The 12,621-nt window shown below is 60.4% G+C and carries 6 protein-coding genes and 1 pseudogene; 5 read left to right on the top strand and 2 right to left on the bottom strand.

From position 1 onward, the window contains the following. Positions 1-29: 29 nt before the first annotated feature. Entirely contained in the window at positions 30-1,343 is a 1,314-nt protein-coding gene (locus ACWTPI_RS22035; protein ID WP_020206292.1) for an MFS transporter, read from the bottom strand. 518 nt (positions 1,344-1,861) lie between these two features. Here ACWTPI_RS22035 and ACWTPI_RS22040 point away from each other — a divergent pair. Beyond that, positions 1,862-5,803 (top strand): DUF748 domain-containing protein, encoded by a 3,942-nt coding sequence (locus tag ACWTPI_RS22040; protein WP_454732720.1) that lies wholly within the window; start codon positions 1,862-1,864, stop codon positions 5,801-5,803. A 114-nt stretch (positions 5,804-5,917) separates the two neighbouring features. Here the strand turns inward: ACWTPI_RS22040 and ACWTPI_RS22045 are convergent. Next, a pseudogene (locus ACWTPI_RS22045) lies at positions 5,918-6,743 on the bottom strand (IS5 family transposase). A 573-nt stretch (positions 6,744-7,316) separates the two neighbouring features. Here ACWTPI_RS22045 and ACWTPI_RS22050 point away from each other — a divergent pair. The 4 genes from ACWTPI_RS22050 (at position 7,317) to ACWTPI_RS22065 (ending at position 12,603) form a co-directional block, all read left to right on the top strand. Continuing rightward, positions 7,317-8,327 carry a cupin domain-containing protein gene (locus tag ACWTPI_RS22050; protein WP_454732721.1) on the top strand — a complete coding sequence of 337 codons (1,011 nt, stop codon included), beginning with the start codon at positions 7,317-7,319 and terminating at the stop codon, positions 8,325-8,327. Between the two features lie 388 nt (positions 8,328-8,715). Next, a complete protein-coding gene (locus ACWTPI_RS22055) occupies positions 8,716-9,081 on the top strand; it encodes a hypothetical protein (protein WP_454732722.1) in 366 nt (121 codons plus the stop codon). A gap of 61 nt (positions 9,082-9,142) precedes the next feature. Beyond that, positions 9,143-10,441, top strand: coding sequence for an HlyD family secretion protein (locus ACWTPI_RS22060; protein WP_454732723.1), 1,299 nt, complete (start codon positions 9,143-9,145; stop codon positions 10,439-10,441). Positions 10,442-10,464: 23 nt separating this feature from the next. Beyond that, positions 10,465-12,603, top strand: coding sequence for a peptidase domain-containing ABC transporter (locus ACWTPI_RS22065; RefSeq protein ID WP_454732724.1), 2,139 nt, complete (start codon positions 10,465-10,467; stop codon positions 12,601-12,603). Positions 12,604-12,621: the final 18 nt, after the last annotated feature.

Genomic DNA, 12,621 nt, shown 5'->3' on the forward strand with positions numbered 1-12,621 from the left:
CACAGCCTTTCCGGCACAGCCCGCCGCGCTCAGGCGTGCGAGCGGTCCTTGACGAACAGCGCCGTCACCATGCCCAGCACGCACAGCGCCACCACGTAATAGGCGGGCGCGAGCGGGTCGTTCTTGAGCATCAGCGTGACGATCATCGGCGTCAGGCCGCCGAAGATCGCATACGACACGTTGTACGAGAACGACAGCCCCGAGAAGCGCACCTGGGCCGGGAAGGCCTTGACCAGCACGAACGGCACCGCGCCGATGGTGCCGACCAGGAAGCCGGTCACGGCGTACAGCGGGACCAGCAGGTCCGGGCGCGCATGCAGCGTGCTGTAGAACACGTAGACGCTGATCGCCAGCAGCAGGCCGCCGACGAACAGCGTGACGCGCGCGCCGATCTTGTCCGCCAGCAGCCCCGCCACCACGCAGCCCGCGGTCAGGCACAGGGTGGCCACGCTGTTGGCCATCAGCGCGGTGCGGCCGTCGAAGCCGTAGATCTTCTGCAGGAAGGTCGGCGTCATCAGGATCACCACCACGATGCCGGCCGACAGCATCCACGTCAGCAGCATCGACACCGCCACCGCGCCGCGGTGGTCGCGCACCACCGCCTTGAGCGGCATCTCGGCGGCCAGCGCCTTGCGCTGCTGCAGCTCGGCGAACACCGGCGTCTCGTGCAGCCAGCGGCGCAGGTACATCGAGCCGATGCCGAACACGCCGCCGAGCAGGAACGGCACGCGCCAGCCCCAGTCGGTCAGCTCGGCCGGGGTGAAGATGCTGTTGATGCCGGTGGCCACCAGCGAGCCCAGCAGGATGCCGGCGGTCAGCCCCGCGGTCAGCGTGCCGCAGGCGTAGCCGGTGCGGCGCGCCGGCACGTGCTCGGAGACGAACACCCAGGCGCCGGGCACTTCGCCGCCCACGGCGGCGCCCTGCATCACGCGCAGGATCAGCAGCGCCAGCGGCGCCAGCAGGCCGATCGCGTGGTAGGTCGGCAGCAGGCCCATCAGCAGCGTCGGCACCGACATCAGCAGGATGGACAGCGTGAACATCTTCTTGCGCCCGAGCAGGTCGCCGAAGTGCGCCATGATGATGCCGCCCAGCGGGCGGGCCAGGTAGCCGGCGGCGAAAATGCCGAAGGTCTGCATCTGGCGCAGCCAGTCCGGCACCGACGGCGGGAAGAACAGCTGCCCGATGACGGTGGCGAAGAAGACGAAGATGATGAAGTCGTAGAATTCAAGCGCGCCGCCGAGGGCCGCCAGGGCAAGCGTCTTGTAATCCTGCCTGGTCAGGGGGCGCGGCTGCGCGCTGTTGCGCGTGCCGTCTGCGCCGGCAGTACTGCTGGTGATCGACATGAGAAGACTCGCATGGAAAAAGTTCGCATGCGAAGCGCGCAACACGGTTGACGTGGAGGGTTCTGGCCGGAGGGTTACAGCGCGGGGGAAGCAGGCACTAAGTGGCGGATAAGCCGCTGGCTTGCGACGTGACGCTTCGCAAAAGCGGAACAATACCAGATCGGCGGGATGCGGGTCCGGACAAGTCCGGTTGAATGGATTTTTTGCAGTCTTGAAATCGCTTTCGGATTAGTTTGAATGCCTTTGCATTGCCCCAATCCGTTGCCATAATGTGGATAAAAAGTGAAATCAGGGCCACAAAGTGGCCGACTCGCCGAATATCCGCGTGGCAGGGCCTGCGCGCGGCCCGGCGGGTTCCGTACAAGATGGTGCCGCACGGCAGCGGCGGCCCGGCATGCAGGGTTGCCGGCATGACGGAGCGCCGCAGTATCGGGCGATATCGGGCGGGTATCGGGATACTCGGGATATTCAGGATATTCGGGGTAGCGGGGTAGTGGGGTCGAACTCTCTAGGATCACATGGCAATCAAGTTCTCCATGCAGGCGGTGACCGCCACGCCCCGGCGCAGGGCCGGCGTGCGGGTGGCCGGCGGCATCGTGGCGGCGCTCGCGGTATTCGGGCTGGCCGGTTATTTCGGCGGGCCGCCGCTGATCAGGTCCATCGCGGCAAAGCAGGCCAGCGAGGCGCTCGGGCGCAAGGTCACGATCGGCGGCGCCCAGGTGCGGCCGTTCTCGCTGGCGGTCACCGTGTCCGACCTCACCATTTACGAGCCGGACGGCACCACGCCCATGCTGACGCTGGGCGAGGCGCAGATCGACGGCGCCATCGCCTCGCTGTGGCACATGGCCCCGGTGGTGGACGCGGTGCACATCGACCGGCCGGCGCTGCACCTGGCGCGCGACGCCAGCGGCCGCATGAGCTATGCCGACATCGAGGAGCGCTTCGCCGCGCAGCCGCCCGCGCCCAAGTCCGAGCCGGCGCGCTTCTCGATCAACAACATCGCCCTGACCGGCGGCAGCGTGGTGTTCGACGACAAGCTGCTCGGGCAGACCCAGCGCGTCGACAACCTCACCGTCACGCTGCCGTTCCTGTCCAACCTGCCGCATGACGTGGAGATCGTCACGCGGCCCTCGCTGAGCGCGCGCATCAACGGCTCCGCGCTGGCGCTCGACGGCACCATGCTGCCGTTCGCCGCCTCGCGCGAGACGCACCTGAACCTCAATCTCGACGGGCTGGACCTGCCGCGCTACATGGCGTTCGCGCCCGCGCTCAAGGACGCCGAGGTCAAGGGCGGCCTGCTGGACACGCGCCTGACGCTCGGCTTCATCCAGTCCAAGGACAAGCAGGACGTTTTCCTGGCCGGCACGGCGGCGCTGCGCGAGGCCGACATCCGCAAGCACGACGGCTCGCCGCTGGTGAAGGCCGGCCGCGTGGCGCTCGACATCGACCGCATCGAGCCGCTGGCGCAGAAGGCGCACCTGCGCAACGTGACGGTGGAAGGGCTGGCCGTGAACGCCACGCGCCGCGCCGACGGCACGCTCGACCTCGCCCAAGCCTTCCTGCCGCAGGCCCCGGCGGCCACGCCGGCAACATCCGCGCCCGCTGCAGCACCTGCGGCGGCGCCGGCTTCCGCGCCGGCCGCCAAGGCGGGCCCGGCCTCGGCACCCGCCGCGGCCGGCATCGCGCCGCCGCAGCCGGCACCGAAGCCGTGGTCCTACGCGGTCGACCAGATCAGCGTCAAGCAGGCCAGCCTCGCGCTGCGCGACGAGCTGGCCCCCTCCGGGCCCGGCACGCTGGCGCTCGGGCCGCTGGACGCCGAGGTCGCGGGCCTGTCGGGCGACAGCGACAAGCCGGCCAAAGTGCAGGCCAAGCTGGGCCTGGGCGAAGGCCAGAGCCTCAGCCACGAAGGCGAGCTGACCCTGCGCGGCGGCACCATGACCGGCACGCTGCGGGCCAGCGGCGTGAAGCCGCAGGGGTTTGCCGCATGGTGGCCGGCCGAGCTGCGCACGCAGCTGGGCGACACCGCGGTCAACGCCGAGCTGCACTACAAGATGGCATGGGGCGGCCCGGAATTCGCGTTCTCGCTGGACAAGTCGCGCGTGGAACTGGCGCCGCTGTATGTGGCCACGCGCGAGCCGGTGGCGGTGCCCGCCGCGGGCGCTGGCAACGCCGGCAGCGCGCGCCGCGCGCGCGCACGCACGGACAACGACGACGACACCGCCAGCCTGCCGGTCATGCGCGCCGAGCGCGTGGCGCTCGACGACATCGGCTTCGACCTCGCCGGGCATACTTTCAGCGCCGGCGAGCTGGTGGTGGCCAAGCCGCAGGTCGCGCTCACGCGCGACCACCGCGGCGAGCTGCTGGAGAGCGCGCGCCTGTGGGCGGCGCAGTCCGGGCAGAAGGCCAGCCAGCGCTCGGCCACGGTCACGGCCAAGGCGGCCCGGCCCGAGAGCCCGGCGGCCGCCAGGCCGCTGCCGTGGAAAGCCCAGCTGGGCAAGTTCGCGCTCGACGGCGGCAGCGTGCGGCTGACCGACTACGCGCCGGCCGCCGCCAACCGCGACCGTCCGGTGATCCACCAGTACCGCAACATCAGCCTCGGCACCGGCGCGCTGCAATGGCCGCTGGCGCCCGGCGCGATCCCGCTCAAGTTCAAGGCCGAGAGCGGACGGCGCGGTGTGATGGCGCTGGACGGCACGGTGCAGCCCACGGCGCCGGCGGCGCAGGTGCAGGTGGACCTGCGCGAGATCGACCTGGCGCCGCTGCAGCCCTACCTGGCCGACCGCTTCAACGCCGCGCTGCGCGGCGGCACGGCCACCGTCAAGGGCCGCCTGGGCGTGGACGCGCCCAGCGGCAAGCCGATCGCCGCGCGCTTCGCCGGCAATGCGCAGCTTGGCAACGTGCGCACCGTGGACCGCGTCACCGGCGACGATTTCCTGCGCTGGCGCTCGCTGGCCGTCAACGGCATCGACTTCGTCATGGACGAGTCGAAGGGGCCGATGAAGGTGGGCGTGGGCAGCGTGGCGCTGTCCGATTTCTACGCGCGCGTGATCCTCAACGCCAACGGCCGGCTGAACCTGCAGGACGTGATGGCGGGCGGCGCCGCCAAGGGCGAGGCCGCGCCGAGCACCAGCCTGACGCAGGCCAACCCGGCCTCGGCGCCGCCGGCCAGCGCGCCGGCCGCCGCGCCCACGCCGGCACCGGCCCCGGCGCCCGTCGCCACGGCGGCGGCCAAGCCGCAGATCCGCCTGGGCGGCGTGACGGTGAGCAAGGGCAACATCAATTTCTCGGACTTCTTCGTCCGGCCCAACTACACCGCCAACCTGACCGACATGAAGGGCTCGGTCTCCAAGGTGTCCTCGACCGATCCGGCCCCGGCCGACCTCACGCTGGCGGGCCGCATCGACGACGACGCGCCGGTCAACATCGACGGCAAGCTCAACCCGCTGGCCGACCCGCTCTACCTCGACATCGCCGCCAAGGCCGCCGGCGTGGAGCTCACGCGCCTGACCCCCTACGCGGCCAAGTACGCCGGTTATCCGATCACCAAGGGCAAGCTCACGGTGGACGTGGCGTACAAGATCGAGAACGGCAAGCTCGATGCGAGCAACCACCTCTACCTGGACCAGCTCACCTTCGGCGACAAGGTCGACAGCCCCACGGCGACCAAGCTGCCGGTGCTGCTGGCGGTGTCGCTGCTCAAGGACCGCAACGGCGTGATCGACATCAACCTGCCGGTCTCGGGCTCGCTGTCGGACCCCGAGTTCAGCATCGGCGGCGTGATCGTGCGCGTGATCGTCAACCTGCTGACCAAGGCCATCACCTCGCCGTTCTCGCTGATCGCCTCGGCCTTCGGCGGCGGCGGCGACGAACTGGGCTACGTCGAGTTCCCGCCCGGCACCGCCACGCTCACGCCGGCGGCCAGGCAGAAGATCGACACGCTGGGCAAGGCGCTGGCGGACCGCCCGTCGCTGCGGCTGGAGATCAGCGGGCGCATCGATCCGGCCACCGACATGGCCGGCGCGCAGCGCGCCTGGCTCGACGCGCGCGTGGCCGAGCAGAAGTCGCGCGACCTGCGCTCCAGCGCCCGCCAGGGCGGCGTGGCGGACGACAGCGAGGAAGGCGAGCAGGGCGCCAAGGTGACGGTGTCGCAGCAGGAATATCCGAAGTACCTGGAGGCGGTCTACAAGCGCGCTTCGTTCAAGAAGCCGCGCAACGTGATCGGCCTGGCCAAGTCGCTGCCGACGCAGGAGATGGAAAAGCTGCTGCTGGAAAACGCGCCGGTGACCAACGTGGAGCTGCGCCAGCTTGCCGAGCAGCGCGCGCTGGCGGTGAAGCAGTCGCTGGAGCGCGACGGCAAGGTGCCGGAAAACCGCCTGTTCCTGACCGCGCCGAAGCTCGACACCGAGGGCATCAAGGACAAGGGCGCGCCCAACCGGGTGGACTTCGCCATCCGCGACTGAGAGCGGCTAACCGAATATGCTATCGCCGGACGCCGCAGTGATGTCTTGTGCTGCATAGGGGAGCAACAACATGAAAACTAGCCCGGCGCCGTCGTAAAAGATCAAGGTGGAAATTCAAGGATGGGCGACTCTGCGTAGTAGAAGTCCGCCCATCGCAATATAGACCATTGCCTCGGCCACGTCGGGACGTCGCTCGTAGTCCCTGATCAGGCGACGCCAGCGAATCATCCAGCCGAAGGTACGTTCCACTACCCGACGCCGGGGCAGAACTGCGAAGCCAACCTGATCCTCGTGGCAACGCACCACCTCGACGACAAAGTCGAGTGTCGCGGCTTTATCCATCAGCGCGCGACGATCGTACGTGCCATCGGCAAACAGATGTTTCAGGCCCGGCCAACGCCTCTTCAAGGCCTCCAGTACCGTCACGGTCCCCTGTACTGTCGGCAATGTCTGCAGGCGTCAGGTTCACCATCAGCAGCCGCCCATTTGTATCCACGGCAATATGCCGCTTGCACCCGACGATCTTCTTCGCAGCATCGTAGCCGCGCCCTTTCGCCGCTGGCGCCTTCACCGATTGGCTATCAACGACACCAGCACTGGGGCAAAGCTGGCGGCCTTCCAATTCCGTGCCGAGCATCAGTACAACATCGTGGAGCGTGCGAAACAGGAACCTGCGCATCAGTCGGCGAAACCACCAATACACCGTTTGCCAGGCCGGGAAGTCCTTGGGCAGCATGCGCCAGCCGCAGCCCGAGCGCACCAGGTACCGCAGCGCATTGATGACTTCGCGCAGGTCGGCCTTCCTGCGTCGCCCACGCTGGGCTGGCTTCGGCAGCAATCCTTCCATCGCTGCCCATTCCACGTCTGTCATGTCGCTCGGATATCGCTTTGTCTTGGCTGCCATACTTGCCTGCCGTTCTCGATGTTCTTTCTTCCACATCCGAACGTTAGATCACATCTGCGGCGAATTTTCAAACAGGCTCCAAGGAAGTTTGCGCAGGTGAGAAATGCCGTCAAGCAGCGACGCAGTCTCCATCCGTCAAGACGGTCCTCCAGTGTGGGCGGAAGGCTTCGGGGCAGCGAGTGTGGGCGGTTTTAGCATGCACTTTTGACGACGTGCAATACGAACGATTCGAGTGTGAGCCGTTGATGCGCTAGCTTGATGAGCTGACTGCCCCCGACGGCGATTGCGACGAAAACCACTGCATGGTTCTATGGCCACAATTCCCGGATAGCCTCGGTAGAGGCTGATTCCCGCGGAATCCCTGGAAATATCTCACATTAGTTTGCTTTGCCTCGGCGAGTCATCGGCTGATTCTGATGATTGGTCAACAGATCTAGAGGTCTCTAAGTTTAGGGTAAATCCTATTACCTTCTCTTTCTGGGTTTGTTCGCTTGTGCGTCATATGAGAATTCTCCGATATTTTCGGAAAAATCCCATTTACCAGCGCGGAGACGTGTGAGCGATATTTCTGACATAAAACCTGTTTTAATGAGAAATTAAATTTCTTGAATGAGATTGATTCTTGTTTGTGTTGACGGAAGGAAAAAAATAAAAGACACTGCCAACGTCAATGTAACGGCATGTATCAAAATGTCACAAGAATCGCACTATCCCTTGATTGGCTTGGGTGTCTCACGGCAAGAGTTCTATCAAAACTATTTCGAAAAGAAATTTTTGTTCGCACAGAATGCAATCCAAAAGCACGCCGTCACATGGGAAGGGTTGAATGAAGTTGTATTTCGCGAAAGCGATCTCACTGCTATCCGTCTATTTAAGGATGGATTGCTGCCGGACCACCAATACACTTCGAAGTACCAAGACATACGGGAAGTCTGCACTCAGCTTTCGCGTGAAAAGGTGGAGAGCTACCTTGCCGCGGGTGCGACCCTCGTTGTCAATCGTCTCGACCACAAAGATAAGGCGATTGCGATGCTCTGCCAGGCTCTCTCGACGCAGTTGGGTCTGAAGGTCGCAGCGAATGGATACATAGCGTTTGGCGGCGACGGCACGTTCGGAAAACATTGGGACACGCACGATGTCTTTGCCATGCAACTTCTCGGAAGGAAGCGATGGTTGGTTTATGAGCCCACTTTCGAACTTCCTTTGGAACATCAAAAGAGCCGGGCTTTCAAGGCTGACTGCCCGGCAATGCCGGTGTTTGATCAGGTGCTTGAACCAGGCGACATTCTGTACATTCCGCGTGGCTGGTGGCATGAGGCACTTCCGATAACGGGGTGCGAAACCTTCCATATTGCCGCAGGGGCTTACACGGGCACATTGATCGATTATTTGACTTGGATCGCAAACAAGCACTTGGTCGGCAATTCTCTAGCGCGGCGCTCAGCTATACCTGGACATATCAGTTCCGAGGAGTTGCAGCACTTTGCTGATGCCGTGCAGAAGTCGATTGTCGAGCAGGAAATTTTTTATGAATTCAATAATGAAATGGGAGCGCTTGTGAACAGGCTGGATCTGATTGATCTAACGAAGTCTGAGCTAAGAAGTTTCGCCCGTTTATAAAACGTCCGAATTTTTTCCACATTATGGAGAAATGCTAGATGCGTCCTCTAACGATGCATGAAATCGAACTGGTATCTGGGGCGGAAACCATTACGTATAATCTGCCCGCGGGGTCGTCGGTGACCACCCGCTTGGAGGGAAATCAGTCCACAACGATCTTCGTGTCCATTCCGGGTGTGCCAACTTACACGTGGAATAGCGGAACCTACATGGCTTGTACTCTCATCGGGACAGGCTTTGCGATCACAGCCGGCACCTTGACGGGTAATGTGGCCATTGGACTGCTCACGGGCAAGCTGGCGTCTTATGGTTGCACATCGTATATGAACAGCACTCTGCCCCCGCCTCCCGGGGAAGATGGCGACTAATACAGAGCTAAGGAGAACGCATGCGCAGATACTCAACAAGGATAGCTTGGTACTTTGCATTGGCGCTTATTTCTATAGGCATGTTTTATCTCAGGCATCCTAAGATCACCGGGCCCTTTTTTTCAGCCTTGGGATACTACTTACCAATGTCGCTGCTGTGGCTATTTCTGGGCCGCGTCTTGGTTAGCTTCCAAGGCTATCCTGCGAAGACCCTTGGCATAGAAACTGAGGTGTTCGGCAAAGTCCTGGTGACCCTTGGGTTGGCTATCTGTGCTGCTGGATTTGCGATGAACCATGTACAAGTGACCGTTGTCGGGATGATGTTCTCAATGGCTGGAATGGACGGTGTTGCATGGTCGCGTGAAAACAAGAGGCGAAAACTTTAGCAAGATCGACCGATGTCAAGTGATGGAGCCACAATGCGCGGCTCGGAAATATCTTTATTAAATGAGCCATTTCGAACCTAACAAAGGGAATTTGTTCAGGCTCGAAGCGCTTAATGCCACCCGGTCAAATTTTGCGGGTAGCGTTATTTTGAGCTATCCCATATCGGTATGGATAATTAGTGGCTTTGCCATACTGTGTCTGATATCGATCCTCGTTTTTTCTTGTGTCGGAGAATATACGGCGCGCGTCACGGTACAGGGACAACTCATCCCGACATCTGGAATTTTGCGCGTGTATTCTCCTCAACCGGCAGTAGTGCTGGAGAGGGCGATTGCGGAAGGGCAATTTGTACGAAAAGGGGACAAGCTCTTCGTATTATCCAGCGACAGAAAGAACCGTGATTCCTCTGGTGTTCAGGCTGAGATCGGGAAACATATATCGAGCAGACGGACGTCTTTGACGGTTCAGTACAGCAAGACAATCAGTACTCAGCAGACGGAGCTTGAATCAGCACGTGCAAAGGTTGGAAGTCTTCGGGCGCAAGCATCGACCATGCGGAGCCAAATTGAAGGGCAGCAACAGCGCGTTGACATTTCCGGCGACGCAATGAGGCGATATGCGGAACTGCGTCGTGGCGAGTTCATTTCGACTGACCAGATGCAGCAGAAGGAATCGGATTACCTTGATCAGAGATCCCGAATTGACGCGCTACGCCGTGAGATGTCGGCAATTCAACAGGAACTGAGGATAGCGATGGCGGATTTAGACAGTCTTCCGGCAAAACACCAGGCAGCACTGGGTCAAATTGAGCGATCGATCAGCGAGGCCGATCAACAACGAATCGAGAATGAGGCTCGTACTGAATTGACCATTACCGCGCCGGTGTCCGGTACAGTCACCTCGGTCGTCGTTGCGAATGGCCAGTTTGTTGACTCCAGTAGAGCGCTCGTGGGAATTTTGCCAGAAAAAGCAGTCTTGCAGGCGGATCTATATGCACCAAGCCGCGCCATCGGATTCGTGAAGGAAAATGACGCGGTTCTACTGAGATATAACGCCTATCCTTATCAGAAATTCGGCCATTATCGAGGGCGCGTCCTTTCGATTACCGCGACTCCAATGACAGCCACCGAGCTCTCGGGAATCGCTGGTGGCATCCCGGCCATGGATGCCACAAAGCCAACAGAACTTTACTACAGGCTAACAGTGAGCCTAGAGAAACAAACCGTCGGCGCCTACGGTCGCTCCATTCCGCTTAAGAGCGGGATGACACTCGAAGCAGACATCATGCAGGAGACCCGACGCCTCTATGAGTGGGTGCTTGAGCCCGTGTATAGCGCAAAGGGCATGCTCTCCAATTAATGACGATTCAAAGCCAAGTCTCAATGTCTTCAACTGACTCTGTCCGTACTGGTTTCGGGAGGCGATTGTCGATCATCCTGCAAACCGAGGCAACCGAGTGTGGCCTAGCATGCTTGGCAATGGTCGCTTCGTATCATGGCTTGCATCAGGACCTGAGGACGTTGCGCCAACAGTTCCCAACGTCGTTAAAGGGCGCAAATCTGTCCCAGCTCATGAAGGTGACAGAACGACTGGCCATGGCTAGTCGGGCTGTGCGGGTTGATCTGGAGGAACTAGGCCAGTTGAGACTGCCTTGCATTCTCCATTGGAACTTCAATCACTTTGTGGTTCTGAAGGAGGTGAGTGCAAGCAAAGCTGTTATTCACGATCCGGCTCAAGGACCTCGGGTGCTAAGTCTGGAAGAGGTATCAGCGCAGTTCACCGGGGTCGCCATGGAAGTGTGGCCGTCCTTGGATTTCCAACCCAGTGATCCTTTACCAAGGCTTCAGCTCAGAACGCTTCTCGGGCGTGTCACCGGCCTTCACTGGGCACTGGTACAACTCTTGTGTCTTGCCCTCGCCCTGGAGATATTCGGGCTGATTACACCGCTGTCCATGCAGTGGATCACCGATCATGTCCTGATCAACTCAGATCGAAAGCTCCTAACTACGCTTATATTGGGTTTTTCAATTGTCTTTGCTATACAGCAGGGTATCTCCGCCATGCGTGCATGGTGCATGATGCACCTCGGCGCGACCCTGGGTATACAGTGGAAGGCAAATGTTTTCTCCCATCTACTAAGATTGCCCACCCAATATTTTGAGAGACGTCATATTGGAGATATTGTATCTCGCTTCGGAAGCGTCGATGCGATTCACCAGACGCTCACGAATTCGATTCTGACCGCTGCGTTGGACGGACTCGTCTCGTTGGTCACGCTGGGGCTGATGCTTTCTTACAGCGCGAAACTTGCGCTAATACCGGTCTGTGCGATGGTCGTCTACTGCGCGGGTCGTGCGCTGACATATAAGGCATTTCGGCTTGCATCTCAGGAGTACCTTGTCAAGGCTGCGAAAACCCAATCACACTTTCTTGAAACCGTTCGAGGAATTAGGGCAATTCAGATATTCCAGAAGCAGGACGAGAGGCGTTCTTCTTGGGTGACGCTAATGGTGAACCAAGTGAATGCAAGTCTGAAATCACAGCGGATGCAGCTTGTCTACCAACAGGCAAATGGCGTTCTTTTCGGATTTGAAGGACTTGTGGTTCTTTATTTGGGGGCGACGCTAGTCATTGACGGAGATTTCACAATTGGGATGCTTATCGCTTTCAATTCATATAAGGGACAATTCAATTCTCGGGTAGGTGGTCTCATCGATAATTACTTTTCGATGAAATTGTTGCAGCTTCAGGGGGAGCGCCTAGCGGATATAGTGCTACAACCGGCCGAATTAACTTCGCAGCGAGCAGAGAATGATGAGCGTAGCTTCTCGGGAGAAATTACCGTTCGCAATATCCAATACCGGTACGCTCATGGTGAGCCCACTGTTCTTGCTGGCGTAGATTTCCACGTGCATGCGGGCGAGGCGGTATCCATCGTGGGACCTACCGGCTGCGGAAAAACGACGCTACTTAATATTCTGCTCGGCACGCTTAAACCGACTCGCGGCGAAGTGTTGCTGGATGGAATCGAAATGTCCGAGGTTGGCGCGTCTGCCTTCAGACGTTTCGTCGCGACAGTCATGCAGGACGACACACTATTTGCCGGATCTATTGCGGATAACATTTGCTTCTTCGAGAACGGCATGGATCAGGAGAAAATCGTCCGCTGCGCAACTGTAGCGGGAATTCACGATGAAATCGCCGCGATGCCGATGGGGTATAACACGCTGGTCGGTGACATGGGAAGTGTATTGTCTGGGGGGCAGAAGCAGCGCATTTTGCTGGCCCGAGCACTCCATAAGGAGCCGGTACTTCTCATTCTGGATGAGGCGACTTGTCATCTCAATGCAGAGAAAGAGCAGGAAATTCTCTCTGCCATTCGTGCGCTGAAGATTACCCGCATCACAGTAGCGCATCGCGCTGAAACGATTTTGTCCGCGGATCGAATCATTGCGCTTTCAAATGGCCGTGTAGGATGGATTGGAACACCGGCAGAGTTTTCCATTCTAGAAGACGCTTAGGTCGCGAAGGTGGCACGG

This window comes from Cupriavidus ulmosensis (assembly GCF_977008105.1).